This window comes from Mycobacterium sp. E3339, assembly GCF_001666915.1.
Classification (GTDB): domain Bacteria; phylum Actinomycetota; class Actinomycetes; order Mycobacteriales; family Mycobacteriaceae; genus Mycobacterium.
On sequence record NZ_LZIZ01000212.1, the window covers coordinates 74904 to 98669 of the forward strand.

The following is a 23766-nucleotide window of genomic DNA, read 5'->3' on the forward strand; positions in this document are numbered from 1 at the left end:
GGGTTCTCCTTAAAGATGGTCATGCCGTCAGAAACGCGGTGGTGACGGCGTTGAAGAAGTCGGCGCGTTCCCACTGGACCCAGTGGCCCGTCTTCGCCGTGATGAGCACGTCGGCGTTGGGCATCCGCTCGCCCAGCATCGCCGCGCCGCTGGGCTTGTTGACCTTGTCGTCACGTCCCCAGATAACGAGCGTCGGGGTGGCCAGGTGCTTGAGCCGGCGGTCGCGGGTGAAGTCCATGCGCCACAACGCCTTTGGGCTCGTCGGCCGTTGCAGGGGCGGATTGGCGACGACCTCGGGCTCGATCGACGACTGGTAGCGCGACTCGATCAGGGCCTCCGGGACGGATTCGCCGTCGTACACCAGATACGAGCGGATGAAGGTGCGCAGCTTGTCGGGGCTGGGCCCGTCGCCGCCGTAGTACGACAGCAGGCTTTTCAGCCCCGCGGTCGGCAGCCCACGGCTCGTCCCGACACCGCCCGGGCCCATCAGCACGAGTTTGTCGACCCGATGCGGGGTGTCCAGGGCGAGGCGCAACGCGCACGCCCCGCCGTAGGAGTTGCCGACCAGATGCGCGCGCTCGATGCCGAGTTGGTCGAGCATCCCGCGGATGTGATCGGCCAGGAATCCGAACGGGTCGTCGCGATCGACGCCCTTGGACGAGCGGCCGTAGCCGGGCATGTCGGGGACGATCACGCGGAAGTTCTCGGCCAGCGACTCGATGTTCTTCGAATAGTTGGACACGCCCGATGCGCCCGGCCCGCCGCCGTGCAGGAGGACCACCGGTGGGCCGTCCCCAGCCTCGACGAGGAAGATGTCTTTCCCGTTGACGCGCACGGTGCGCTCGATCATGGTGTTGCTGGTCATCAATTCGCTCCTTAAACCTTCAGCCCGGCCGGGGGCCCCGGCAACCGCTGGTCTTCCTTTGCGGCGGCGTACACGAACCCGTCGGGCCGCACCACCACCACCGACGCGCCGCGCTTGTCGAGCCAGCGCGTCAGAATGCCGTCGGCGTCCACGACGCTGTCCGCGCTCGGAACGGCGCCGGGCACAAGGATTTTCAGGACGGGGACACCCGCCTCGCGCCACTCCCGAAGATCGGGGGCCGGCCCCAGGTGCAGCACGGTCCAGCGGCCGCCGATGACGTCGTCCAGGCGGACGGCGTCACCCTTCTCCTCGACCACCCACGGCTGCTGGATGAGCCAGCCGACGGCACCGTTTCCGTTGTGCGCCAACAAACCCTTCTGGTAACGCGCGTCGGGCAGCCAGCGGTGCTGGCGGAGCCAGGACGTGAACCCCGGCACCTTGCTCGCGGTGCGGAAGAAGTGGTTGCGCACGGCGGCGCGCCGCGGGTCGCGCTGGATGATCAGCTTGCCCGTCTTGACCGCGCGGTTGGTGACCTCCTTCACGTGTGGCATCCGCTCGGCTTGGTAGGTGTCCAGCACCGACTCGGGCAGCGACCCGTTGAGCACCGCGGCCAGCTTCCAGCACAGGTTCGCGACGTCGCGGACACCGGCGCACATGCCCTGACCGATCCACGGCGGCATCGCGTGGGCGGCATCGCCGGCCAGGAAGACGCGGCCGACGCGCCACCGGTCGGCGAAGCGGACGTGGTGGCTGTAGCAGGCGAACCCGAGGATCTTCACGTTGTCGGGCGAAATGCCCTGCCGCCTCAGCACTTTCCAGATCGCCTCCTCGGAGAGGAGGTCCTTCTCATCCTCCTCGTCGCGCACCGGGAACTCCCACCGGTGATGGCCCAGCGGGGTGGGGCAGTCGACGGTCGGCCGTTCGGGGTTGCAGTGAAAGCGCAGCCGGTCGTGGCCGGGCCATTCCTTGAGCACCTTGGTGTCGATGACGATCCAGCGCTCCCCGTAGGTGCGCCCGCTGAAACCGATGCCCAGCTGCCCGCGGATGAAGCTCGACCCGCCGTCCGCGGCGATCACGTACGACGCCCGGATCCGCCGGAACTCGTCGGCGCGAAGATCGGCCAGCATGAGTTCGACGTGCTCGTCACGCTGGACCACCCGTAGGCACTCGTGCTCGAGCATCACCGTGACGTTGGGGAAGCGGTCCACCCCCTCGCGCAGCACCTTCTCAAGCGCGGGTTGGTAGATGAACTGCTGGGGCGGGTGGCCGTTGCCGCGCGACACGGGCAGGAGCCGCACGAACGGCACGCCATTGGCGTCGACGAAGTTTGCGCCGTTGCCGGGCTGCATGTCGGCATTGAGCCGGTCGGCCAGGCCGACCTGTTGCCAGATGCGCACGACCTCCTCGTCGGTCGAGATGGCCCTGGCGCGCGTGTAGATGTTCGGATCGCGCTCCACGACGACGACCTTGAGGCCCAGCTGGCCGAGCAGGTTGGCGGCGGTGACGCCGACCGGCCCGTACCCGACGATCGCTACGTCATAAATCGGTTGGTCTGACATGAGGGGAACCTTCGGAGGAGAGGTTGTTAATGTAGTGCTCCATACAGTAAGCTCTCGATAGCGTGATCGTCAACACCTGAGAAGGAGGGAATGTGGCACAGAAAAATTCGGCCGGCGCCAAAGCCCCCGAACCCCGTGCTCAGCGGCGGACGCGCGCCAACGGGGAACAGTCGCGCGAGCGGATCCTCGACGCGGCGACCGAAGTCGCCACCGAGCGCGGCTACGACGGCACGACGATCTCACTCGTCAGCAAGAAGAGTGGCCTCCCCCCGACCTCCATCTACTGGCACTTCACCGACAAGGACGACCTGATCGCGGCGGTGATCGAGCGCAGCTTCCAGCGCTGGCTGGCCGAGCTCGACCTGACAGAAGTGACGCCGGACCGCGAGTGGATGACGGAGTTCGGCGGCCGGGTCGCCAAGGCTTTGCTCGATGCGCCGGACTTCCTCCGCCTCGGGCTGATGCTGAGCCTGGAGCGCCGGCCCGTCGAACCGCGCGCGAGGGAGATGTTCCTCGAGGTGCGCGATCGCGCGTTCCACCGGTTCGCGGAGATGGTGCGGCAGATTGCGCCGGAGCTCGACGACGAAGGCGTGCACCTGCTGACCACCTACGCGATCGCCGGCGCCGACGGGCTGTTCATCGCCAAGGAAGTCGGTGGCGACTCCGTCGACCTGGCCAGGTTGTTGGACCTGCACGTCCGCATCGTCTTCGACATGGCGGCCAAGCTGCTCGAGCCCGGGAACTCGGCATGACCGTTCAAACCGCCCAGCTGACCGACGCCGCTCAACTCCTCTACGACGCCCAGAACAGCCGCGTACCGATCGCGCCGCTCACGGAGACACACCCTTACCTGACCGTGGCCCAAGCGTATTCGGTGCAGCGCATCAACATGGCCCGCTACCTCGCCGAGGGCCACGTGCTGCGCGGCCACAAGATCGGCATCACCTCCGCGCCCATGCAGGAGCTCCTTGGCGTGGACGAGCCCGACTTCGGCTACATCCTCGACAACATGGTGCTACCCGACGCCGCGACCGTGCCGGTCACCGCGTTCTGCGCGCCGCGCGTTGAACCCGAGGTCGCGTTCCTGATGCGCGCGCCGCTGCGCGGGCCGGGCGTGACGATCGACGACGTGCTGGCCGCCACCGAGGCCGTCGCCCCGGCGTGCGAGATCGTCGACAGCCGAATCGCCGACTGGCGGATCACGTTGGCGGACACCATCGCCGACAACGCCAGCTCCGGCGCGGTGGTGCTGGGCGAGTGGGTGCCGATCGGCCGGGCGCCGGCGCTCCCCGAGACCACCGCCACCCTCGCCGTCAACGACGCGATCGTCGCCACGGGCGCGGGCACCGCGGTGATGGGTCATCCCGCCGCCGCCGTCGCCTGGCTGGCCAACGCGGTCGCGAAATACGGCACCACAATCGAGGCCGGCGAGTTGGTCATGTCCGGCTCGTACACCACGGCCATGTTCGTCACCGCCGGGGACCGCGTATCGGCGACGGTCAGCGGACTCGGTTCGGTCAGCGTGAGTTTCGAGTGATGAAGGGCAGTTCAGTGAGTAACGAACGATATCCGGTCGCCATCATCGGATCCGGCAACATCGGCACCGACCTGATGGTCAAGGTTCTCCGCAGCGAGGGACCGCTGGAGATGGCGGCGATGATCGGCATCGACCCCGCCTCCGACGGGCTGGCCCGGGCAAATCGCCTCGGCGTCCCGACATCGTCCGAGGGCATCGAGGGCCTGCTGGCGATGTCCCACTTCGACGACATCCGGCTCGTTTTCGACGCCACCAGCGCGAGCGCACACGTCAAGCATTGGAACATGCTGCGCGACAAGGACGTTCGGGTCCTCGACCTGACGCCGGCGGCCATCGGGCCCTTCTGTGTGCCGGTGGTGAACCTGGAGGACCACATCGACGCGCCGAACCTGAACATGGTGACGTGCGGGGGGCAGGCCACCGTGCCGATCGTCGCCGCCGTCAATGACGCGGCCCCGGTGTCGTACGCCGAAATCGTCTCGTCCATCTCGTCGAAGTCGGCCGGCCCGGGCACGCGCGCGAACATCGACGAGTTCACCGAGACGACCGCCACCGCGCTCAAAGTGGTTGGCGGAGCGCAGCGCAGCAAGGCGGTGATCGTCCTCAACCCGGCCGACCCCCCGATCCTCATGCGCAACACCGCCTACTGCCTGGTCGAGGGCGACTGCGACCACGAAGCCATCGGCGTGTCGATCGCCGAGATGGTGGAGCGGGTCGCCCGGTATGTGCCGGGCTACAAGCTCACCAAACCCGTCCAGTTCGAGACGTTCGACGCCGACCGTCCGTTGCACATCCCGGAGACCGGGAAGTTCATGGGCACCCGGGTCACGGTGATGCTGCAGGTGACGGGCGCCGCGCACTACCTGCCCGCCTACGCGGGCAACCTCGACATCATGACGTCGGCCGCCCTGGCCACCGCGGAACGAATCGCCGCGCACTCGATGGCGACTGTGGGAGTGAGGAAATGAGCAAGCCGCTGTACATCAGCGATGTCACGCTGCGTGACGGCATGCACGCCGTGCGACACTCTTACACCCTGGAAAAGGTCACCGAGATCGCCCGGGCGCTCGACCAGGCGGGGGTGGACTCGATCGAGGTCGCCCACGGCGACGGGCTGGCCGGCTCCAGCTGCGTCTACGGATTCGGCGCCCACACCGACCTGGAGTGGATCGAAGCCGTGGCCGGGACCGTAGAACGGGCCAAGGTGGCGACCCTCGTGCTGCCGGGCATCGGGACCGTCCGCGACCTGACCGCCGCGCACCGGGCGGGCGCCAGTGTCGTGCGCGTCGCGACCCACTGCACCGAGGCCGACATCTCCGCGCACCACATCGTCGCGGCGCGCGAACTCGGCATGGACACCGTCGGTTTCCTCATGATGAGCCACATGACCACCCCGCAGAAGCTCGCCGAGCAGGCCGTCGTGATGGAGGGATACGGGGCCGGGTGCGTCTACGTCGTCGACTCCGGTGGCGCGATGACCATGCGCGACGTCGCCGAACGGGTCGACGCGGTGCGGCAAAGCCTCGACAGCGCAACCGAAGTCGGCATCCATGCCCACCACAACATGTCGCTGGGTGTGGCGAATTCGATGGTCGCCGTGGAGCATGGCGCTCACCGCGTCGACGCATCACTGACGGGTATGGGCGCCGGCGCCGGTAACGCGCCACTGGAGGTCTTCGTCGCGGCGGCCACCCGGATGGGCTGGCAACACGGCTGTGACCTCAACGCGCTGGAGGACGCCGCCGACGATCTTGTGCGGCCCCTGCAGCAGCGTCCGGTGCGCGTGGACCGGGAGACGTTGACGCTGGGATACGCGGGCGTGTACTCAAGTTTCCTGCGTCATGCCGAGGCAACTGCCGAACGGTTCGGCGTCGATGCGCGCACGCTTCTGGTCGAAGCCGGGCGCAGGGGCTTGGTCGGCGGCCAGGAGGACATGCTTATCGATATCGCCCTCGATCTGACCGGGGAACGGGCTTCCGCGTAACCGCGGCGGCGGTCCGGCTGTGAAGCTCAGCGCCGTCGCGATGGGCAGAACACCGGCAGAGCCCGATACCGGACGGTGAAGCGTGCATGCTCGTGCTGTCCATCCACCTCGCCGTCCATCGCCACGGCGGCTCGGCCCGTCAACGGATCGGAAGCTGAACTCGGGAACGTGATGCTCGTGATATAGCCGGCTGCGTTGCAGCCGCCCCAGCATGAGTGCCGTCATGACTCGAGTCTTGCTGAAAGGGCGGCCTGTCTCCAGAATGCGAACATCGATCAACCCGGTGTCTAACCGGCTGCGCTGCGCGGGCGCGAAGCCGGACGGTAGGTAGATCGAATTGCCCAGGAAGACCAGCGATGTCTGCATCATCTTGTTGTCGTAGCTGATTCGCACCGGCTGCTCATGGCGCAGGACGCGAAGCATTGCGTAGGCGGCTGCTAACGGCTTGCCTATTGTGTGCTCCAACCGTTCGCGCGTTTGCACGAGCCTCGGATAGGTACCGATGCTTGCGGTGTTGACGATCACCTGGGAATCGTTGAAGCACAACAGATCGACGCACGAAACGGTGCCCTGCTGTATGGCGCGGATCGTCTTGGCTTGGTGGTCGCACCCGATGTCCTTCGCGAAGTGGTTGAACGTGCCGGCCGGGAAGACCGCGAGCGGCCGTCCGGTGTCTACCGCGATGGCCGCTGCGCACGCCACCGTTCCGTCGCCACCACCGACGCCGAGTACCTCAGCCCGTTCGGCTGCCGCACGGAACACGTTTGTGATGTTGTCGTTCTTGGTGAGTTCGACGATCTCGGCATTCGGCAGTTCTCGTCGAACCTCGCCGATGACGCGCGCCCCGGTCCCGCTCCCCGAAGCGGGATTGACCACGAGGACCACCCCGGCGCCATCGGGTCGGGGCGGCGTCTCGATGCGTAGCGGGTCCGCCGAGGGGAGCTTGTACTCGGCTATTGGCGGGACCAAGCGCGAGCCCAGGACTGCGATCGACGCGCCGATGCCGACGCCCGCAAACACGTCACTGGGATAGTGCGCACCGGTTCCGACGCGGGAAACCCCTACGAGGCCGGCAAGCGGCACGATTAGCAGCCCCAGCATCGGGTTTTCCATCCCGACGCCCACCGTGAAGGCGGCGGCGCTGGCGGAGTGGCCGGACGGCAGCGAATTGGACTTGGGATATTTATGCAGACGTCGCAGCAGCGGAACGGATTCGTGGGAGGGGCGCTTGCGGCGCCACATCCGCTTAGCCACCTGATTGGTGACCAGGCTCGCCACCGCAAGGCTGGCCACACCGCGGCCCGCGGCGTGGCCGGCGGATCGGTTGCCCGACATCGCCAGCGCCGCCGCAATCGCGAACCACAGCTTGCCGTGATCGGCCGCCCGGGAGAGCGCCGGCATCAATTTATCGAGCAGCGGACTCCGTGACTCCGCGATCGCGTCGAAAACCTCAGTGTCGAGGGTGCTCAGGCCCGCAGTGATCTGCCGGACCGCCCGCGAGGAGCGCAACCGCGGAATCCTCATCGCCTCAACCCCTGCCATCGGGGACACCCCACAGCGCCTGGTGGTTCGTCGCCATCGTTTCGGTGCCCAGGTTCCGCGGCATAGGGCCCAAAGTCATCGATGCGCCGGAGAAATTACTCCCAAATACCCCCTTCGCCAGGCCGCCCACCGTTGGCGCGCGCGATTCGGCGCGTGTTCCGGGGCTGATGCCGCAGTTCTAACGATGGCGCGGCCAGCGACGCAGTGACGCAAGTCATTTCATTGACCGGACCACGACGGGCGGGCGGTCAGCACGTCGGGACCGCCCTCGGTGATGTGCACGGTGTCCCGTCTGAATACGGCCCCAACACGCTCTTGCCACACGTAGCCGGTGATCGCCAAAACCATGCCGGCCTCCAACTCGTCGCGTTCGCCGGCGGCCAGCAGGGTTTGGGACACCACCGGTGGGTCGAAGCCCAACCCCAATCCGTGCGCGATCGGCATCGGCGGTGTCGGCTCGCCGGCCGCCTGATAGGCGGCCAGCAGATCGGCGGTCGGCGCCCCGGGCCGGCACGCGGCAAGCATGTTGTCGTACAACGCATCCGACCGGTCGAACAACTCGCGCGCCCCGTCGCGGGCCGGCCAGGTCCGACCGACCTCGGCGACATAGCCATTCGCGAGGGCGCCGGCGGAGAACGCGACCAGGTCGCCCGGTCGCACCTCGTCGTAACCGGCGCGCCGCCACGGGTGTTCCCTTGAGGTCACCCATGCGGCGTCCTGGGTGGCCGGCGTGCTCACCCCGCCCGCGGCCATGGTCTCCATCATCGCCCCGGTCAGAGTCCGCTCCGACACCCCCGGCGCGAATTCGGCAAGGGCGGCGGCCAATCCGTGTTCGGCGACGCGAAGGGCGGTGCCCATCGCCGCGATTTCGTCGGGCGTCTTGACCCGCCGTGCCGCGCGCATCGCGGGCTCCGCGTCGACGAGTTCGGCATTGGGGAACGCGTCGGGCAGCAGGGCGGCGAAAGTCGGTGTGATCGCATCGGTTCCGACCCGCCGCGCCGTGTCGGCGCCGTCGATCTTCTTCAGCACGTCGATGAGCGTCATCGGGTTCCAGGCCAGCCCGTAGAGGTGATCGCGGCCGATCTCCTCCGGGACCCCCTCGTCGTCGGTGCTGTTGAGGTAGATGTCCCCGGACGCGCGCACCAGCACGCACATCGGACCGAAGGGCCGGGTGCCGGCTATCCACAGCTGCGGCGCGCCGGTGACGTAGCGAATGTTGGCTTGCCGCCCGAGCACGAGGATGTCGAGCCCGTGTGCGTCCATTTGGGCCAGCGCCCGTTCCCGGCGGCCCACGCGCAGCGCGGTGGGGTCGGGGAGAACCTCAGTCGCCATAGGGGGAATAGGGGTAGTCGGTGATCGGCAGGTAGCCGTCTTCGGTGATGACGACGATCTCCTCGCTGCGGTAGCCGCCCGTGCCGTCCTCCCACACCACGGGCTCCAGAACCAGAACCATGCCGGGCGCGAAGACGAAGTTGTCGTCGAACTCTTCGCCGAGATCCGTTCCGATCATCGGCGCTTCGGCGGGGTAGGTGCCGATGCCGTGGCCCAGATAGAAATGCGGCAGCCATGGTTTGCGGCCGCCGTTGGCGGCGATCGCCGCGCGCGCCAGATCCCCTGAGGTGACACCGGCTTTGGTCACCGCGAGCACCGCGTCCAGGATGGCTCGCCATTGCCGAAACTGGTCCTGCTGGCGTGGCGTGGGCGGTTGGCCGACCACCCAGGTCCGGCCGAAGTCGGAGCAATATCCGGCATAGGTGATGCTGATGTCGGTCCACAGCACATCGCCGTCCGCCAATTCGCGCTCGGTGGGCAGCAGCGGCAGCGCCAAATCCCCGTGCGTCGTCCATATTCCGGCTGCCCGGGAACTCGGCATCACCTGCCAGATGGCTTCCAGCATGTTGGTGGTGGCCCCCAGCTCGAACGCGCGGCGCACCAACCTGGCCGAGAGATCGATCTGCCGCAGGCCGGGTGCCAGGGCCCGCTGCACATCCACGATCGCTTGTTCGGTGATGCGGGTGGCCCGGCGAAGGCAGGACAACTCATCTCGAGTCTTAACCAATTGCGCCGCACCGACCACGATCGCCGCATCCGTCGGTTCGCCCCCGGGGAACAGCGTACGGCCGGCCCGTCGCATCGCTCCGGTCAGTTCGTCGACGGCGACGTTCGCGCCCGACGGGACCAGCCCAGCCAGCACACGCGCGAATTGCTCGACCCCATGGTCGAATTCGAGGTAGACGGGCCCGTGCAGATGGTCGTCGGGCACCGGCGATTCCGCCGAAGCCCCGCCGCGGTACGGCATGAACAGGTGGGGATGTTCGTCGTCGGCGAGGACGACCGCAACGGGGCGCTCGACGTGCGAGAGGCCCGCGTCCACGAGCGGCCAGCTGACGCCGGTCGCGTATCCGACGTAGCCGTTCATCAACAGGATCAGCGCATCGACACCATGATCGGCCATCGCGGACCGTAGCCGCGCGCCGGTCTCCGCACGCATGCGCGCCCAATCCGGTTCGTCCGGTATCTCGACGACGGAGGCGCTCCCGGGGAAGGCCATCACCATGTCACTGGAAGCTCGTAGAGGCCGTAGGCCAGCGCGTCGTGTTTGAACGGCAGCTCCTCGACCGGCCCCGCGAGCCGCAGCGTCGGGACCCGGCGCAGCAAGGTGGGCAGGACGATCTGCAGTTCCATGCGCGCCAGCTGTTGCCCGACGCACTGGTGGCGACCGTAGCCGAAGCCGACGTGCGGGCCGTCCTCCCGACGCAGGTCGAGCCGGTCGGGGTCGGGGAACTGCCGGGCGTCCCAGTTCGCCGGGGCGATGTCGAGGATGATGCCCTCGCCGGCGCGGATCGTCTCGCCGCCCACCTCGATGTCGTCGACGGCGATGCGGCGCTGGCCCGTCTGAATAATGCTCAGGTAGCGCATCAATTCCTCGACCGCGACGGCGATCACCTTCGGATCATCGCTGTCGCGCATCAGCGCCAGCTGATCGGGGTGGTCGAGCAGGGCCGCGACGCTGAGGCTGATCATGTTGGCGGTGGTCTCGTGGCCCGCGATGAGCACGCCGGTGGCCAGCTGCGCGGCCTCGCGCACGCTGAGCTCTTCGGCGTTGACCCGCTCGGCCAAATCGGAAACCAGATCCTCCGACGGGCTCTGCATCTTGGTCCGCACCAAGTTCGCCAGGTACTTCGCCAACGATGCGGCGCCCTGTGCCGTGTCCTCCTCGGTGGCGTAGCGGCCCATGCCCCGCTGGGCTTGGGTCTGGAAGAAATCCGCGTCCTCGTAGGGCACGCCCAGCAATTGGCTGATGACCAGCGAGGGGACCGGCAGCGCCAGCGTGGTGACGATGTCGCCGGGGTTGGGACCGGCCAGCAGCGCGTCGATGTGGTCGTCGGTGATCTGCTGCACCGCCGGTCGCAGCGCCTCAACCCGCTTGAACGTGAACGGTTTTGACAGCATCCGGCGAAACCGGGTGTGCTCTTCGGCGTCGGAGGTGAACACCGAACGGGGGCGTTTGTGCACCGTCGCCAGCATCCCCGCGTTCCAATGCGGGTAACCGGGCAGCCGGTCGTCGACGCTGGTGCGCGAGTCGGTGAACAACGCGCGAATCGCCTCGTAGCCGTGGATCAGCCACGGCGTGCTGCCGTCCCAGATCCGCACACGGCTCAGCTGCTTGTCGGCGTTGAGCTGCAACACCTTTGGCGGGGGCGCGAACGGGCATCCGGGCGCCCGTGGCATCGGGAAAGCCGGGATATCGGTGGCGGTCGAGACGTCGGTCATCGTTCTCCTCGGTGCGGGGCCGGTGTGGTATCGCCGGGCCGGCCGCCCGCCGCGCCCACGTGGACCGGGGCGCGCCACAGGCCGACGATCGCGTCGATCAGGCCTTCGCCGGCGACCGGCCAGGCCGAACGCGAACGAGGTCCGTGCTCGGCCAGCGCGCCTTCGTGCTCGGCGCAGGTGTGCATGAGCAGGTTGCGCACCATGACCATTCGCTCGGAACGAACCCGCCGTGGCAGGTCGGGCAGGCACCGGTTGATGCCGTCGATGGTCCGCACCAGCAGGGGCGACGCGAGCGCGTCCTTGGTGACGACGTGACGGTACGTGGGGTCGGCCATGGCCTGGGCGGCGAACCGGGCGTACCAGCTGGGCGTGCCCAGCGCGTGCAGGTGATCGGTGAGCGGCCGCACCAACACACCCACCCAGTCGCGCAGGTCGGTCGAGTCCTCGATGGCGGTCAGCATTTGCGCCCGCAGTTCCTCGATCGGCTCCCGATGCTTGCTCTCGATCGCCCGGAGCAGGTCGGTCCGCGTCCCGAAGTGGTAGCAGGCCGCGGCGTTGTTCCCTTGTCCGGCCGCCTCGCTGATCTGCCGGTTCGACACCGCGTACATGCCGCGCTCGGCGAACAGCTCTTCCGCGGCCGACAGGATCGCCTCGCGGGTGCCCGTCGACCTGTCGGCACGGACGATCCGCTCGGCTGTCATCGCCTCAGTGAACACCGCGCACGGAATTAAATCAAGCAATTTATTTGTCACGGCGCGCCGCTCGCTTGTCAACCAGCGGTCCCGCCGGAATCCCTGGGCTTCAAGGTGATTTCATCGCTCAGCCGCCCGAGCCGCCCCGCCCCGGAATACAGTCTGGTGTATGAATCCGCTCCAGCGGGTGGCTCGCAATCCGGTGGCCTACCGCCGGCTGGTCCTCAACGGTCAGCCGGTGGCGGAACGAGCGGAGGCGCTGCTGCGGTTCGCGACGGGCGAGCGGTTCGGCGTGCTGGACCTCGCCGGACTTCCGAACGTCCGGATCACGACGCCGGGCCGCAAGACCGGTCTCGCCCGCACGGCGACGGTGCAATACGTGCCCGTCGAGGGCGGGCTGTTGCTGGTGGGTTCGAACTGGGGACGGGCTCGCCACCCGTCCTGGTCGGCGAATCTGAAGGCCGCCCAACGCGTTACCGTCCGGCGGCGCGGCCGGCGGTTCGTGGCGACCGTGCGGTTGCTCACCGGCGAGGAGCGCGACCAAGCGTGGTCCACGGTCCTGGCGCACTGGCCGAACTATCAGCTGGCCCAGAATCGCGCGGCCGGGCGGCAATTCCGGCTGTTTCTCCTGACGCCCACGCCGTAGGCGTCGCGACGAACTAACCCGGGTGGGCCTTCTTGAGGTGCGCGATCTCGTCGCCCCACACCGACTGAGCCCCGGCGTCGCCCACGCGGTAGATCTGCACCGTCGACGCGACGGCAATGGCGAGCACCACGATCGCGATGGTCGCCCGGACGGCCACCCGGCTCTTGTCCGAGCGGCGTTCGATCACGCGCATCACCACGAGCACCAGCGCGGCCGCCAGCAGTGCGGCGGCGAAGTAGTTCATCGTGCCGCCCAGGGTGGCGTGCTTTTGCAGGATGGCGCTGGGTTTGGCCCTCAGGTCGTAAAGCCATTCCCCGGCATTCACCGTGATCGGCGTCAACACCATGGTGGCGGCAGCCGAGATCACCGCGAGCCACAACAGCGGGCCGCGGCGCGCCGTCGGCCACAGCACGCACACGATCTCCAACAGGGCGGTCAGCGGCACTAGCACCACCACGAAGTGCAGCAGCAGGGCGTGGGCCGGCATGCCGTTGATTACGGTCATCGGGCTCCTCGGGTTGTGGGCGGTCAGCTCGCGCTCAGCCGCCGAGCCCCTTCTTGACGGCCGCGTCCTGTTTCTGTGCCACGTCGTTGACGAAGTCGGTCGGTGCCAGCGTGTCGGGCGGCCCGTCAAACTGCAGCGTGACCAAGGCCCTGCCCTCGGTGAAGAGCACTATCGTCACGCCCTTGCTGCGGTCCGGCGAGTTGCCCAACAAGGTGGTCCCGCCGGCGCCGACGTTGGCCGCCTGGGTGGTCGGGTTCTTGATCACGTCACCCTGAGCGCCCTTGGCCGCGTTCAGCGCGTTCGTGGCGGCGCCGGGGTCGGCAAACACCTGGATCGTGTCCTTGATGACGTGGCTGCCGTCGTCGTCTTTGAAGGTCGTCGCGACGCCCGGCTGGCCGTTCGGGTTACTGGTCGGTGGGGCGGCCGTGAACGGTATCGGGGCGTTGATGTCGCTCGCCTGGATCAGCAGCCCGGTGTACTCGTTGGGCTGCGCGGCCGCCGACGAGCTCGGTGCGGCGCTGGTCGCGCTGGTCGCCGAGCTGGACGATGCCGGTTTCGACGTGGAGGGCGTCGAACTCTTGCCGCCGCACCCCGCTACCGCCACCGCCAGCGCCGCCGTGACCGCGACGCCCGCTGTCACCGTCGGTGAAGTCCTCATCGAAGTCGAGCTCCCTTCCAGGGCGGCCTGCGGCGCCACAGTCGAGTCGTTTCCGAATCGCACAGTACATTGCGGAAGTCGCGCCGCCGTGGCGCTCGAGGGCTCCTGAGGGCCGGCAACGACCTATTCGAGCTGGTCGCGCAGGCAGCGCAGGGTGCTGGCCAGGATGCGGGAGACCTGCATCTGCGACACCCCGATCCGCTCGGCGATCTGGCTCTGCGTCATCGATTCGAAGAACCGCATCCGCAAAACCTCGCGTTCGCGCGCGGGAAGGCCGGCGACCAGGACGCGCAGCGCCTCCCGATTGGTGATGTGCTCGATCTGCGGATCGATACCGCCGACCGCGTCGGCGACCGACCGGGGCGTACCCGAACCGTCGGTGCCCACCGGCGCGTCCAGGGAATCCAGCCGGTAGGCGTCGCCCGCCACCAGGCATTCGACGATCTCCTCGCGGGGAACCTCGAGCACCTGTGACAACTCGCCGGCCGTGGGCGCACGTCCCAGCTTCTGGGCCAGGTCACCCGTCGTCCTGCTGATCTGCACGTGGAGTTCCCGCAACCGGCGCGGCACCCGCATGCCCCAGCTGTAGTCCCGGAAGTATCGCCGAACCTCGCCCATCATGGTGGGGACCGCGAAACCGATGAAGCTGGGCCCCTTGGCCGGGTCGAATCGGTTGACGGCGTTCATCAGCCCCACGCGCGCCACCTGCACGAGGTCGTCGAGGCCTTCGCCCCGGCGCGCGAAGTGGCTGGCCACATGGTCGGCCAGCGGCAGGCATCGGGCCACGATGCGTTCGCGCTGGCGGCCGTACTCGTGCGACTCGGCCGGCATCTGGCGCAGTGCCACGAACATTTCGACCACGTCGTCGTAGGAATCGTCGGACTTGCTGTCGCGGCACTCGGCGGGACGGCTGGGAGCCAGTACGTCGGTCATAGGCGCACGCGCCCGGTGGTGGCGCGGCTGATCCTGAAAACTTTGGTGCACAATCGGTTTGGCATTGCTGACTCACTCCTCTGAGTCGTGTGCAACGAGGCCTGGCAGCTATGCGCAGAGTCGCCTCAATGCACCTGTATCCGCAGGACGGGTCGATTCCCAACACGCAGGGTTACCAATGAGATGACTCGAGGTGGTTTTCGCCGGAGCCATGTGCTCAGCAGCAGTGCGGCTGACAGGCCGCTTTGAGCTAAACGGCGACACGTCCATAACGGACTTCACTGGTGACTATACGCCCCATCGCGGACGCCCGCGAGCGCTTGCCCCAACTCGATTCAGATAGTTTTTCAACAGTTTCCGTTGTGAACCGACCGGACGGCGGCGAACCGCGGGCAGATATCCAGGCCGCGGTCGCAAGAACGCCGGACCCTCGCCGCGGCCGTAGCTGCGCCGGCCGCGGTTCTCATTTCCGTGGGGGCTGGGTACTGTTCGCCTAGTGTTCGTGACCACCCTCCCGCGACCGGGTCTCTGCGTGCGCCGAGACCGGTTTGCGCCCAACGCATTACGGCTCCCCTGATGGCAGGCGCGGGTGCCCGCCTGCTGGACGGGCGCGCAGTGGTGGTGGCCGGCGGCAGCCGCGGGATCGGGCGTGCGGTCGCCGAACTGCTCGGCGCGCTCGGCGCCGGCGTGGTGGTCAACGGGCGGGACGCGGACGCGGTCGAGGAGACCGTCGTCGCAATCAGAGGGGCCGGCGGGCGGGCCAGCGCGGTGGTCGGTCCCGCGGACGAGGAGCGCATCGCGGGTGCGCTGGTCGACGACTGCCTGCGCAGCCACGGGCGGCTGGACGCCCTGATCAACTGCGCCGGCATCGCCGAGCCGGCCGGGTCCTCGATCCTGAACATCTCGCCGGAGGACTTCGACCGCCTGATCAGCGCCCACCTCGGGACGGCGTTCCACACGTGCCGCGCGGCGGCCCGCGTCATGGCCGCCCAAGGCCACGGGGCCATCGTCAACACCAGTTCGGTCGCGTTTCTGGGTGATTACGGCGGGACCGGCTATCCCGGGGGCAAGGGCGCGGTGAACGCCCTGACCATGGCGATCGCCGCCGAACTCAAGGCGCACGGCGTGCGGGCCAACGTCGTGTGTCCCGGGGCCAGGACGCGCCTGTCCAGCGGCGCCGAGTACGAGGAACACATCGCGGACCTGCACCGCCGGGGGCTGCTGGACGAAATGACCATGCGCGCCTCGCTGGACAGCGCGCCGCCCGCCTTCGTGGCCCCGGTCTACGCCTATTTGGTGAGCGACTTGGCCCGGGCGGTGACGGGCCAAATCCTGGTTGCCGCAGGCGGATTCGTCGGCCGCTTCGACCGGCCGGCACCGCGGCTGCTGGGTTACCGCGACCACCGCGAGGCCGAACCCTGGTCGATTGACGACCTGCACAAGATGATCGGCGCCGCGCAACCCGCGCGCTGAGCCCGCCACGACCGATTGGCAGCAAACCGATCCCGGCGCGTCGCGGGTGCGGCGCGCCGGGCCGGGCGCGGCGTCGTCAGCGCACCGTGATTTCGCCCTCGATCCACCCCGAAGTCGCACGTTGTGGGTGCGGGCGGCCTACGCTGTCCTGCGAACCGCAGGAGGGTGTTTTGACAATGCAACCGAACCCGCTCGACCCCGTGGCCAGCGAACGGCTGTCGCATGCAGGCAAAGTGTTCACTTCCGATCTGTCGATCAACGAATTCGCCTTGCTGCACGGGGCCGGGTTCGAGCCGATCGAACTCGTGATGGGCGTCTCGGTCTACCACGTCGGTTACCAGTTCACCGGGATCCGGCAACAATCCGAACTTCCCGTGCTAACCGACGCGACCTATCGCGCGCGCTGGAATGCGATGTCGCGGATGCAGGCGGAGGCCGATTCGCTGGGCGCCGACGGCGTGGTCGGCGTCCGTCTCGAATGGCGGCATCAGGGCGAGGGCGAGCATCTGGAGTTCATCGCCGTCGGAACCGCGGTGCGATACGTCGCGAAGCCCGGCGCCTACCGGCGCCCCAACGGGCAAGCGTTCACCAGCCACCTGTCCGGGCAGGATCTGACGACCCTCCTGCGGTCCGGATTCGCCCCGGTGGCGTTCGTGATGGGAAACTGCGTGTTTCACATTGCCGTGCAAGGGTTTTTGCGCACCCTGAGCCAGGTGGGACGCAACGCCGAGATGCCGCAGTGGACGCAGGGCAGCTACCAGGCTCGGGAGTTGGCCATGTCCCGGATGCAAAGTGAGGCCGAGCGCGACGGCGGAACCGGCGTCGTCGGCGTGCACTTCGCGATCTCGAACTACGCGTGGGGACACCACACGGTCGAGTTCTACGTGGCCGGCACCGCGGTGCGGCGCGGCGGTGAGGCGCAAACGCTGACCCCGTCGTTCGTCCTGCCCATGAGCGATTGATGACGACCCTCGATCACCAGCGCGTCGGCCAGGCGGTCGGAGCGGCCCTGGCGGGGCCCGGGGGAGTCGGGCTGGTGCTGCGGGTGTTCTGCGGGGTTCCGGGGGTGGTCCTGGTCCCCGCGCGGCGGGGCTTCTTCCGGTCTCAGCCCGAGCGGGTGCAGATCGGCGACTGGCGTTATGAGGTGACCGCCGACGGCCGCCTGAGCGCCGCGCACGTGGTCAACGGGATCGTCCTGGCCGAGGAGGTGCTCGCCGCCGGCGCCGTCGGGCCGCACATCGCCCGCGCGCTCGGGCAGCTGGTGAACAGCTACGGCCCGACGATCATGCCGAACGTCGATGCGGCCCTCGAGGTCCTCGAGGCCGGGCCGCGGTGACGCCGGGCGCCCCCGCCTAGAGGCGACCGGCCGCGAAGTCGGCCGCCTGGTCGACCAGGCCCGCCTCGACATACTGGCGGTGGGCGACCGGGTTCCCGGCGTCCGAGCACACCGGGTCGCCGGGCACGCACAACTCGATGGTCTTGCCCGCGTACTGCGGGCCGATCGTCACGGGCGGCTCGTTGAGGATGCTCATGAACTGGCTCGATGGCTTTCCGAAGAGCGCGATCGCGGCCACGTGGCTGGAGACCTCGGCCGGCATCGGCTGCAGCGACCGGCCCAGGTGCACCCCGTCCGGCACCGCGCTTTCGGTGACGAAACCCATCACGGCCGCGCCCTGCGAGTATCCGCCCAGCACCATCCGGGTTCTGGGGCAGGACACCGCCATGTGTTCGACATGCGCCCCGGCGTCGCTGATGCCGTCCGCGGCCCGGGGAAAGTCCGTGGTCGCCGGGTAGTCGACCGGATAGACGCCGAGCGACCTGCCGCCCACGTGGGAGCGCAGGGTGTCGACGAAGCTCTGGCCGATCCGGCCGACGCCGGGCGGCTCGTTGGTGCCCCGGGCGAACACCACCTCGACGTCGGGGCACGGCTCGGCGGCCGCGACCGGAGCGACGGTGAGCGCCGAAAAGGGCAGAAGGACAGCACAAATCAGCTTGCCGAGGGTGTTCGCCTGCACAGCGTGATTTTGTCACAGGGTGACAAAGTGCGCGCGTTATGCGGTTGCGGCCGACGCCGGGGCTACCCCGGCGTGTCCCCGCCCGGGGCGTGTCGTCGGTGCAGGTACGACGTGGCGACGCGCAGCGCGCCGCGAAACGCATACACGGCGCTCACGATGGTGAGGAGGATCAGCAAGACGAACATCGGCAGCCAATTGCCCCTGCTGTGGTCGACGTCCCACCAGACGATGGTGAACAGCACCGCGCAGATGACGAGCACCATGTCGCGCCAGTTCCCCCGGTACGACAGCGCCGCCCTGCGCAGCGCCTGATTCCGGTCCGCGATCGCGACCAGGTCGTCGATGCGCGCGTCGATGCTGCGTTGCAAATCGGCGCGCCGCTTGGTGGCTTCGGGCGGCAGCCGTTCCAGCAAGTCCATGTCCTGAGCGATCAGGCCGCGATAGTCCGGCCCTCTGAACTGCCCTGCGGCGATGGCCAGCATGGCGCCGCCGAAAACGGGTGCACTATTGAGTGCGATCTGTCCCAGGCCCGCCATGCCCGCTCCTTCCGGTGGTCGTCAACGCCGCTCGCAGACGCAGGTCAGGATGCCTTGGAAGGGCGCCGTCGCGTGCGCTGCGGCTCGGGGCCCTGCAGTGCGTCCATCGCGCGCATGATCTGCGGATAGGCGATCGCCGGCCCAAGCCAACGGGTGAGGTATCGGCGCAGATCGGCACCGCTGCGCGCGGGCCGCCCGGGGTCGGTGAGGAACGAGTGCAGCAACCGGAGGCTGAACTCGTTCAGTTCGTCGAGGCCGGCGTCGTCGAAACCGTAGCTCTCCCAATCGATGTCGTAGCGGTGCAGCATCGACCGGCCGAATGCCAGGGCGGTGTCCGACACGATCGCGACCTTATGGCCCCTGCGTTGATTGAGCACGAACTCGACCTGGTTGTCGCAGGCCAGTTCCTCGATGGCGAACGCGAGGCCCTCGGTCATGGCCACCACCGGGTCGGTCACGCCCCCGAGGTGGGCCGCCATCCGATCCAGGAAGCCGTCGGCCGAACGCATCGCCGACGCCACCAACAGCGCCTGCGTGCCGGGGAAGTATCGATAGACCGTCTGACGGGTGACCCCGAGCGCCCGCGCCACGTCGGCGATCCGGAGTGCGGAGCCGCGTTCCTCGACGATCGTGTCGGCCGCATCCAGGATGCGCTCGATGGCCTCCTCGTCGGAGGCGGGCGTGTTTCCTGCCCAACCGTGACTGCGCATCTAACGAGCGGCAAACCCGTAGTCGGTGAACCCCACAGCTGGATAATAGCCTCTTCAGGGGGCTGATCAGTCCGGATGTGCACCACGCGTCGGGCGCGGCGGAAAGCCCGATCCGCGGGCCGCTAATCCGTTGCCGCGCCGCCGGTTAGGCCACCGATGCGCCCAGGATGAGGTTGACGGCCTCGTCGAGCTGCCCCGCGATCTCGTCGAAGCTGACGAAGCGGGCCGTCATCAGGGCGCCGGAGAAGGTCATCTGCAGCGTGGATTTCACGGCGCGGGGCCAGCCCGGCCCGAGGGCGGCGCCGATCCGCGTGGACACCTCGTGGCCGATCTGCTCCCTAATTGGCTTGACCGCCGGGTCGTCCGCCATCAGGGCCGCGCCGCAGGCGGCGGTCAGCTCGGGCTCGTCGGCGACCACGACGGCCATGTCCCGCAGCGTCGCGCTGACCCGAGTCTTCGTCGTGTCGTTGACGTCGGTGTGCACCGGCAGCTCGCGCAGGAATCGTAGGTACACCGCCGCCACCAACGCGCTCTTGGACGGGAAGTAGGTGTAGGCGCTGGCCGGCGATACCCCGGCGCGGCTCGCCACCGAGCGCATCGTCAGCCGTGCGTAGGACGACTCGCGCAGCTCCGCCAGCCCGGCGTCGAGGACCTTGCGGATCGTCTGCCCCGGCCGGCGGTCCGATCGCCGCGCCGCATCTCTAGACACCCGTCCAGTGTAGGAAGGCGTTCTCCGCTATGGCCCGGTGTCCGCTGGCGTGATTTGCGGACAGCCGTCCAGAATCAGGCGCGAAGCGGTTGGCTCTAGAGTGGCGACCATGGCCGAGGCGGACCGGCGTCGCTGGGACGAGCGGTACGCGACCCAGACACCGCCGTCGGTGGAGGCGGTGGGGCCGCCCGAATTCCTGGCCCCCCACGCGGACGTACTGCCCACTGCGGGAACGGCTCTCGATCTCGCGTGCGGGTCCGGGCTCGGCGCGGTGTGGCTCGCGAGGCGTGGGCTGCGGGTGCTCGGACTGGACGTGTCACCCGTGGCGGTCGGCCAGGCGCGCGACCTGGCCCGGCGGGCCAGGGTGAGCGATCGGTGCTGCTTCGAGGCCACCGACCTGGACGACGGGCTCCCGGCCGGGCCGCCGGTGGACGTCATTCTGTGCCACCGATTCCGCGACCGGCGCCTCGACCGGGCGATCATCGACCGGCTGGCGCCCGGCGGGCTGCTGGCGATGGCGGTGCTCAGTGAGGTCGGGGCCGCCCCCGGGCCGTTTCGCGCGGCCGCCGGGGAGCTCATGGCGGCCTTTGCCGAACTGGACGTGGTCGCCGCGGGGGAGGGCGAGGGTCAGGCCTGGTTGCTGGCGCGCGCGTGACGTCAGGATTCCAGCCTGGCGCGCACCGCCTCCAGCCGCCTGGCCAACTCGTCCTCGTCGATGACGCCGCGCGCCACGAGCGAGTGCGCCAGCGCCATCAAGCGGTTCTCCGGATAGGGGAGGCCGGCGTACACGGTCGCCGACAGGGCGTCCTCTTCGTTGCGCCGGTCAATGAAGCTCAAAACGTCCGGGCCGCAAGGGCTTCGGTCGAGGGCGTCGCACATGCCGTCGAGGCTGGTTTTCCACGGCGGTACGGGATTGTCCACCCCGTATTCGGCCGCCATCCGACTCCAAACCTGGTTGCGCTCGACGATCTTCCTCAGCGGTGCGATCGCCGGCTCAGCGGGCGTGCTCACGTTCGGCTCCATCAATGTTGGACGGGATGCGTGGCGGGGCGGGTTTGGATGATCGCGTTCGTCGTCACCCCGGGCTTGGGCAGCGCGACACCGATCAGGCAGTCGCGGGTGACGATCTCGGCCAGCTGGTCCTCCGACCAGCCGTCGGTTCCCTCGGGCCGCACGGGCATCACCATGAAGCGGTGTTTCTGGTTGGAGTCCTCGACCCGGATCTCGACGTCTTCCGGCAGATACAGGCCGAACTCCGCGAGCACCTGGCGCGGCCAGCGCACGATGCGGCGGCGAAAGTTTGGCGTCCGGTACCACTCCGGTGAGTTGCCGAGGATCGGCCGCGGATAGCACGAGCACAGCGTGCACACGATGACGTGATGCAGGGTGGGCGTGTCCTCGAGGACGTGAAAAGCCGTGAAGTCGCTGGGTGTTCCGAAACCCGTGGGTTCGAACCAGTCGACCCCGACCTCCTTGCTGGCCGCCAGCGGGTCGGACAGCGCCAGCCTCTTGTAGTCCGGGTCGAGCCACGCCCGGGCCACCATGTGGGCGGCCGGCGTCGGACCGATCTGTTCGGCGTACTCGGTGAAGCGGCGATGCTCCTCCGCCGTGAAAATGCCCTTCTCGATGCACAATTCGCGCAACGCGATCTCGAGGACTTCGAAGTCGGTGACCTCGTCGACCATCGGCGCGGCGGTGCGGTCGTGATCGTGGTCGTGATCGGCCATGCTGGAAGTCCTTTCGCGATTCGATGAGGGCACGTTCGACGGGGCGGGACTAGCCGGCGGCCTCGAGCCAGCGCTCGGGGAGCTCGGTCTGCAGCGTGTCGTTGGCCGGCCCGGTATAGCCGTCCCACAGCTCGGAGAGGTTGAACCGAACGATGTAGAACCATTCGGGTTTCTGATCGGGGGCGTCCCACGTCTCGTCCTCGGCCGCGGGGCTTTCGTAGGAGACCGCCGCGATCTTTCCGGTGGCGCCCCGGACATACTCCTGCGTGCGGGTGTAGAACAGCACCGGCAGCTCCCGGACCGAAACCCTTTCCCCGACTGCGAACTTCGGGGGGCCGGCCTGTCCGGCATACACCTGCGGATCGCCCTTGCCGACGGCGTGGAGGTGGTGCTCGTTGCGCCGCACCCCCTCGGGATCCCCTTCGCAGCGGGGCTCGGCCGCCAAGGCCCTGCCTTGCAGCCCGCCCGCATAGCGCGCCTTGACTTCGGCCATTCGTTCCGCCAGCTCGCTCAGGCCGATGTGGTGTTTCTCGACGAGGACGCGCGCCACCGCAAGCAGCCACCGGCCGTAATAGGGCAGCCCGAGATAGATCGTGCGGCCGAGATCGACGTTGCCCATCCTGCGCCGTTCCTCCGACAGCCAGATCCCGCGCCAGCCGAGCAGCTCGCACATGACGTAGGTGTTCTCTTCCCACATCTCGTACTGCTTGTTCTCGAAGCTCAACGGGGCGTCCGGCTCGCCCCCGACATCGTGCGGGGTCTTGGTATAGGCGGCGAAGCGGTCGTGATCGATGAGGTCGGGCGTTGGCGCATCAGGGAGTTCGGGGTAGGAGGACTTGAGGCGGGCCACCAAGTCGAGCTGGTTCACCCGGTCCCGGGGAGTCGCCATGAAACCTCCACTCGCCGTCGCGATCATCAATTGCGGTCGCGGGCAACGCAGCCGCACCGCGGTCCATTGTCCAACGAATCCGCGCTCGGCCGCGGGAAGATCGCGCAACTGCGGCGCCCGATGCGGCGTGTCTTTTCCCATCCTGCCGATCGGCGTGTCGGGTAAGGTCACGCGCATGGAGCGGCGGGTCCTGGAAGCCATCATCTACGAGCGCGAACCGCCGATCGCTCGGATCATCCTGAACCGGGTCGACAAGGCCAACACCAAGGATGCGGTGCTGGTCACCGAAGTCGACGAGTGCCTGCACGAGGCCGACCGGGACAAGGAGATCAAGGTCGTCATCCTCAAGGCCAACGGAAAGGGGTTCTGCGGCGGGCACGTGGCTCGCTGGGGACCCGACGAGAATCCGTATCCGGACTTCGGCGAGACGTTCGAGGATCTGTACAAGGGCACCGCCGACCTGTTCCTGTGGCCGACGCTGTACCTGTGGGAGTTTCCCAAGCCGACCATTTCCGCGATCCACGGCTACTGCATGGGCGGCGGGATCTATCTCGGCCTGCTCACCGACTTCTGCGTCGCGTCCGAGGACGCGTATTTCCAGATGCCGCTTGCCCAAAGCCTCGGCGAGCCGGGCGGGCACACGATGATCGAGCCGTGGTTGCTGATGAACTGGCATCGCACCATGGACTGGCTGTTGCTGGCCCCCACGCTCTCCGCGCAGGAGGCGCTTGACTGGGGCCTGCTCAATAAGGTGGTGCCCCGCGACGACCTCGACGACGTCGTCGAGGAGATGGCGCGCAAGATCTCCCAAATCCCGTTGACCACGCTGATGGCGGTGAAGAACAACGTCAAGCGCGCCTGGGAACTGATGGGCATGCGGGTGCACCTGCAGGTGAGCCACATCCTGACGAACATGGTCGGCGCCGCCTCCGACGTCCAGGCGCGGCGGGCCGAGCTGAAGCAATCGGGCATGAAGCCGCGCGATTTCGTCGGCCGTGACGAAAATCCCTAG

26 protein-coding genes and 1 pseudogene are annotated in these 23766 nt (G+C 68.2%); 10 read left to right on the forward strand and 17 right to left on the reverse strand.

Annotated elements, in window-relative coordinates; translation table 11 throughout:
* Positions 1–19 precede the first annotated feature (19 nt).
* The gene (locus tag A5702_RS19940; protein ID WP_068222960.1) at positions 20–865 is read right to left on the reverse strand and encodes an alpha/beta fold hydrolase; all 846 of its coding nucleotides are present in this window, start codon (positions 863–865) and stop codon (positions 20–22) included.
* Positions 866–876: 11 nt separating this feature from the next.
* On the reverse strand, positions 877–2424 hold the full coding sequence (locus tag A5702_RS19945; protein ID WP_055401497.1) for a bifunctional 3-(3-hydroxy-phenyl)propionate/3-hydroxycinnamic acid hydroxylase: 1548 nt from the start codon (positions 2422–2424) through the stop codon (positions 877–879).
* Between the two features lie 92 nt (positions 2425–2516).
* Here A5702_RS19945 and A5702_RS19950 point away from each other — a divergent pair, with 92 nt between their 5' ends.
* The 4 genes from A5702_RS19950 to dmpG are packed head-to-tail and all read left to right on the forward strand — an operon-like array spanning position 2517 to position 5945.
* Positions 2517–3176, forward strand: a complete 660-nt coding sequence (locus A5702_RS19950; protein ID WP_068222965.1) for a TetR/AcrR family transcriptional regulator — start codon at positions 2517–2519, stop codon at positions 3174–3176.
* A complete protein-coding gene (locus tag A5702_RS19955) occupies positions 3173–3961 on the forward strand; it encodes a 2-keto-4-pentenoate hydratase (RefSeq protein ID WP_068222967.1) in 789 nt (262 codons plus the stop codon). The genes A5702_RS19950 and A5702_RS19955 overlap by 4 nt, the downstream gene beginning before the upstream one ends.
* Entirely contained in the window at positions 3961–4929 is a 969-nt protein-coding gene (locus A5702_RS19960; RefSeq protein WP_068222970.1) for an acetaldehyde dehydrogenase (acetylating), read from the forward strand. The genes A5702_RS19955 and A5702_RS19960 overlap by 1 nt, the downstream gene beginning before the upstream one ends.
* Entirely contained in the window at positions 4926–5945 is a 1020-nt protein-coding gene (gene dmpG / locus A5702_RS19965; protein ID WP_068222975.1) for a 4-hydroxy-2-oxovalerate aldolase, read from the forward strand. Before A5702_RS19960 ends, dmpG begins: the two co-directional genes overlap by 4 nt.
* 26 nt (positions 5946–5971) lie before the next feature.
* Here the strand turns inward: dmpG and A5702_RS19970 are convergent.
* The 5 genes and pseudogenes from A5702_RS19970 to A5702_RS19990 form a co-directional block, all read right to left on the reverse strand.
* Positions 5972–7469: pseudogene (locus A5702_RS19970) on the reverse strand (bifunctional phosphatase PAP2/diacylglycerol kinase family protein).
* 237 nt (positions 7470–7706) lie between these two features.
* The gene (locus A5702_RS19975) at positions 7707–8819 is read right to left on the reverse strand and encodes a Xaa-Pro peptidase family protein (RefSeq protein ID WP_068222976.1); all 1113 of its coding nucleotides are present in this window, start codon (positions 8817–8819) and stop codon (positions 7707–7709) included.
* Positions 8809–10038, reverse strand: a complete 1230-nt coding sequence (locus A5702_RS19980; RefSeq protein ID WP_156669681.1) for a Xaa-Pro peptidase family protein — start codon at positions 10036–10038, stop codon at positions 8809–8811. Before A5702_RS19980 ends, A5702_RS19975 begins: the two co-directional genes overlap by 11 nt.
* Complete coding sequence (locus A5702_RS19985; RefSeq protein WP_068222981.1) at positions 10038–11261, reverse strand: cytochrome P450; 1224 nt, start codon at positions 11259–11261, stop codon at positions 10038–10040. The genes A5702_RS19980 and A5702_RS19985 overlap by 1 nt, the downstream gene beginning before the upstream one ends.
* A complete protein-coding gene (locus A5702_RS19990; RefSeq protein WP_068222984.1) occupies positions 11258–11977 on the reverse strand; it encodes a TetR/AcrR family transcriptional regulator in 720 nt (239 codons plus the stop codon). Before A5702_RS19990 ends, A5702_RS19985 begins: the two co-directional genes overlap by 4 nt.
* A 145-nt stretch (positions 11978–12122) precedes the next feature.
* Here A5702_RS19990 and A5702_RS19995 point away from each other — a divergent pair, with 145 nt between their 5' ends.
* Positions 12123–12599 carry a nitroreductase family deazaflavin-dependent oxidoreductase gene (locus A5702_RS19995; RefSeq protein WP_067822882.1) on the forward strand — a complete coding sequence of 159 codons (477 nt, stop codon included), beginning with the start codon at positions 12123–12125 and terminating at the stop codon, positions 12597–12599.
* A gap of 13 nt (positions 12600–12612) precedes the next feature.
* Here A5702_RS19995 and A5702_RS20000 read toward each other — a convergent pair whose 3' ends face one another.
* The 3 genes from A5702_RS20000 to A5702_RS20010 form a co-directional block, all read right to left on the reverse strand.
* Positions 12613–13104 carry a DUF2231 domain-containing protein gene (locus tag A5702_RS20000; RefSeq protein ID WP_055402150.1) on the reverse strand — a complete coding sequence of 164 codons (492 nt, stop codon included), beginning with the start codon at positions 13102–13104 and terminating at the stop codon, positions 12613–12615.
* 34 nt (positions 13105–13138) lie between these two features.
* Complete coding sequence (locus A5702_RS20005) at positions 13139–13744, reverse strand: hypothetical protein (protein ID WP_369817951.1); 606 nt, start codon at positions 13742–13744, stop codon at positions 13139–13141.
* Positions 13745–13885: 141 nt separating this feature from the next.
* Positions 13886–14695, reverse strand: a complete 810-nt coding sequence (locus A5702_RS20010) for a SigB/SigF/SigG family RNA polymerase sigma factor (protein WP_055402154.1) — start codon at positions 14693–14695, stop codon at positions 13886–13888.
* Between the two features lie 576 nt (positions 14696–15271).
* Between A5702_RS20010 and A5702_RS20015 the strand changes: the two genes are divergently transcribed.
* From A5702_RS20015 to A5702_RS20025, 3 genes are all read left to right on the forward strand, one after another.
* Positions 15272–16168 (forward strand): SDR family NAD(P)-dependent oxidoreductase, encoded by an 897-nt coding sequence (locus tag A5702_RS20015; protein ID WP_068222990.1) that lies wholly within the window; start codon positions 15272–15274, stop codon positions 16166–16168.
* Between the two features lie 176 nt (positions 16169–16344).
* Positions 16345–17130: a heavy metal-binding domain-containing protein gene (locus tag A5702_RS20020; RefSeq protein WP_055402158.1), complete on the forward strand. Its 786-nt coding sequence runs from the start codon at positions 16345–16347 to the stop codon at positions 17128–17130.
* Positions 17130–17504 carry a DUF5073 family protein gene (locus A5702_RS20025; RefSeq protein ID WP_068222993.1) on the forward strand — a complete coding sequence of 125 codons (375 nt, stop codon included), beginning with the start codon at positions 17130–17132 and terminating at the stop codon, positions 17502–17504. The genes A5702_RS20020 and A5702_RS20025 overlap by 1 nt, the downstream gene beginning before the upstream one ends.
* A gap of 16 nt (positions 17505–17520) precedes the next feature.
* Here A5702_RS20025 and A5702_RS20030 read toward each other — a convergent pair whose 3' ends face one another.
* From A5702_RS20030 to A5702_RS20045, 4 genes are all read right to left on the reverse strand, one after another.
* Positions 17521–18159, reverse strand: coding sequence for a cutinase family protein (locus A5702_RS20030; protein ID WP_068223049.1), 639 nt, complete (start codon positions 18157–18159; stop codon positions 17521–17523).
* 86 nt (positions 18160–18245) lie between these two features.
* Positions 18246–18719, reverse strand: coding sequence for a hypothetical protein (locus A5702_RS20035; RefSeq protein WP_068222996.1), 474 nt, complete (start codon positions 18717–18719; stop codon positions 18246–18248).
* Between the two features lie 44 nt (positions 18720–18763).
* Complete coding sequence (locus A5702_RS20040; RefSeq protein ID WP_068222999.1) at positions 18764–19429, reverse strand: TetR/AcrR family transcriptional regulator; 666 nt, start codon at positions 19427–19429, stop codon at positions 18764–18766.
* Between the two features lie 145 nt (positions 19430–19574).
* Positions 19575–20138 (reverse strand): TetR/AcrR family transcriptional regulator, encoded by a 564-nt coding sequence (locus tag A5702_RS20045; RefSeq protein ID WP_055402166.1) that lies wholly within the window; start codon positions 20136–20138, stop codon positions 19575–19577.
* 109 nt (positions 20139–20247) lie between these two features.
* Between A5702_RS20045 and A5702_RS20050 the strand changes: the two genes are divergently transcribed.
* A complete protein-coding gene (locus tag A5702_RS20050; protein ID WP_068223003.1) occupies positions 20248–20793 on the forward strand; it encodes a bifunctional 2-polyprenyl-6-hydroxyphenol methylase/3-demethylubiquinol 3-O-methyltransferase UbiG in 546 nt (181 codons plus the stop codon).
* 2 nt (positions 20794–20795) lie between these two features.
* Here A5702_RS20050 and A5702_RS20055 read toward each other — a convergent pair whose 3' ends face one another.
* From A5702_RS20055 to A5702_RS20065, 3 genes are read right to left on the reverse strand one after another with little or no spacing between them, the layout of a single operon-like run.
* Entirely contained in the window at positions 20796–21161 is a 366-nt protein-coding gene (locus A5702_RS20055; RefSeq protein WP_067822862.1) for a thiocyanate hydrolase, read from the reverse strand.
* Complete coding sequence (gene scnC, locus A5702_RS20060; protein ID WP_068223006.1) at positions 21161–21865, reverse strand: thiocyanate hydrolase subunit gamma; 705 nt, start codon at positions 21863–21865, stop codon at positions 21161–21163. The genes A5702_RS20055 and scnC overlap by 1 nt, the downstream gene beginning before the upstream one ends.
* Before the next feature lie 49 nt (positions 21866–21914).
* Positions 21915–22754: an SH3-like domain-containing protein gene (locus A5702_RS20065; protein WP_068223054.1), complete on the reverse strand. Its 840-nt coding sequence runs from the start codon at positions 22752–22754 to the stop codon at positions 21915–21917.
* Between the two features lie 175 nt (positions 22755–22929).
* Here A5702_RS20065 and A5702_RS20070 point away from each other — a divergent pair, with 175 nt between their 5' ends.
* A complete protein-coding gene (locus tag A5702_RS20070; RefSeq protein ID WP_055402174.1) occupies positions 22930–23766 on the forward strand; it encodes an enoyl-CoA hydratase-related protein in 837 nt (278 codons plus the stop codon).

Bases quoted from the DNA above. Each gene is read 5' to 3' on its own strand.
- A5702_RS19940 (WP_068222960.1), bottom strand. From the start codon at position 865: ATGACCAGCAACACCATGATCGAGCGCACCGTGCGCGTCAACGGGAAA.
- A5702_RS19945 (WP_055401497.1), bottom strand. From the start codon at position 2,424: ATGTCAGACCAACCGATTTATGACGTAGCGATCGTCGGGTACGGGCCG.
- A5702_RS19955 (WP_068222967.1), top strand. From the start codon at position 3,173: ATGACCGTTCAAACCGCCCAGCTGACCGACGCCGCTCAACTCCTCTAC.
- A5702_RS19960 (WP_068222970.1), top strand. From the start codon at position 3,961: ATGAAGGGCAGTTCAGTGAGTAACGAACGATATCCGGTCGCCATCATC.
- dmpG (WP_068222975.1), top strand. From the start codon at position 4,926: ATGAGCAAGCCGCTGTACATCAGCGATGTCACGCTGCGTGACGGCATG.
- A5702_RS19975 (WP_068222976.1), bottom strand. From the start codon at position 8,819: ATGGCGACTGAGGTTCTCCCCGACCCCACCGCGCTGCGCGTGGGCCGC.
- A5702_RS19980 (WP_156669681.1), bottom strand. From the start codon at position 10,038: ATGGCCTTCCCCGGGAGCGCCTCCGTCGTCGAGATACCGGACGAACCG.
- A5702_RS19985 (WP_068222981.1), bottom strand. From the start codon at position 11,261: ATGACCGACGTCTCGACCGCCACCGATATCCCGGCTTTCCCGATGCCA.
- A5702_RS19995 (WP_067822882.1), top strand. From the start codon at position 12,123: ATGAATCCGCTCCAGCGGGTGGCTCGCAATCCGGTGGCCTACCGCCGG.
- A5702_RS20000 (WP_055402150.1), bottom strand. From the start codon at position 13,104: ATGACCGTAATCAACGGCATGCCGGCCCACGCCCTGCTGCTGCACTTC.
- A5702_RS20010 (WP_055402154.1), bottom strand. From the start codon at position 14,695: ATGACCGACGTACTGGCTCCCAGCCGTCCCGCCGAGTGCCGCGACAGC.
- A5702_RS20015 (WP_068222990.1), top strand. From the start codon at position 15,272: ATGGCAGGCGCGGGTGCCCGCCTGCTGGACGGGCGCGCAGTGGTGGTG.
- A5702_RS20020 (WP_055402158.1), top strand. From the start codon at position 16,345: ATGCAACCGAACCCGCTCGACCCCGTGGCCAGCGAACGGCTGTCGCAT.
- A5702_RS20025 (WP_068222993.1), top strand. From the start codon at position 17,130: ATGACGACCCTCGATCACCAGCGCGTCGGCCAGGCGGTCGGAGCGGCC.
- A5702_RS20035 (WP_068222996.1), bottom strand. From the start codon at position 18,719: ATGGCGGGCCTGGGACAGATCGCACTCAATAGTGCACCCGTTTTCGGC.
- A5702_RS20040 (WP_068222999.1), bottom strand. From the start codon at position 19,429: ATGCGCAGTCACGGTTGGGCAGGAAACACGCCCGCCTCCGACGAGGAG.
- A5702_RS20050 (WP_068223003.1), top strand. From the start codon at position 20,248: ATGGCCGAGGCGGACCGGCGTCGCTGGGACGAGCGGTACGCGACCCAG.
- A5702_RS20055 (WP_067822862.1), bottom strand. From the start codon at position 21,161: ATGGAGCCGAACGTGAGCACGCCCGCTGAGCCGGCGATCGCACCGCTG.
- scnC (WP_068223006.1), bottom strand. From the start codon at position 21,865: ATGGCCGATCACGACCACGATCACGACCGCACCGCCGCGCCGATGGTC.
- A5702_RS20065 (WP_068223054.1), bottom strand. From the start codon at position 22,754: ATGGCGACTCCCCGGGACCGGGTGAACCAGCTCGACTTGGTGGCCCGC.
- A5702_RS20070 (WP_055402174.1), top strand. From the start codon at position 22,930: ATGGAGCGGCGGGTCCTGGAAGCCATCATCTACGAGCGCGAACCGCCG.